General features: G+C 65.0%; 1 pseudogene. It reads right to left on the bottom strand.

The window, feature by feature from the left end:
• A pseudogene (locus AB0E98_RS33905) lies at positions 1-243 on the bottom strand (GNAT family N-acetyltransferase); the annotation flags it as partial.
• Positions 244-469: the final 226 nt, after the last annotated feature.

Raw genomic sequence — 469 nt, 5'->3', positions numbered from 1 at the left:
GCGCAGCCGGCCCGTGCCGTCGTCGAGGACCAGGAAGTGTTCCTCGTACATGTCGAAGAGCTGGCGCAGCAGGAACCCGGGATAGGCGAACTCCTGGAAGACCTCCTCGTCCAGCCGCCGCAGTTCCGGAAGGTCGGACTCCCGTGCCGTGCGCAGGTCCAGTGGCAGGCCGTCCGGTGTGACACCGGTTCGCGTGAGCTGGTCGTGGTGGTCGAGGGAACGTTCCAGCGGTTCGGCGGTCATGTAACCCCCTGCTCAGACTGCGTCAACTCGTGGGCACCCGCACCGCTCACGATCGAGTGAAGGACTCATGTGGCGGCCAGTGTCTGCTTCTGGCTAGAGTGAGCGTCCAACTTCCCTCATGCAAGGGCGAGTTCGGGTGTGCGACCATGCGCCCGACGTGCGCCGGGCGGATGAGGATGGCGTATTCCCACACTGGTCCGTAGTGGCCGAGTCACCTACCGTGAAC

This window comes from Streptomyces sp. NPDC037389, assembly GCF_040636475.1.
GTDB classification, from domain to species: Bacteria; Actinomycetota; Actinomycetes; order Streptomycetales; family Streptomycetaceae; genus Streptomyces; species Streptomyces hesseae.
The sequence above is the reverse complement of the archived record's forward strand: the minus strand, read 5'-3'. Positions and strand labels throughout refer to the sequence as shown.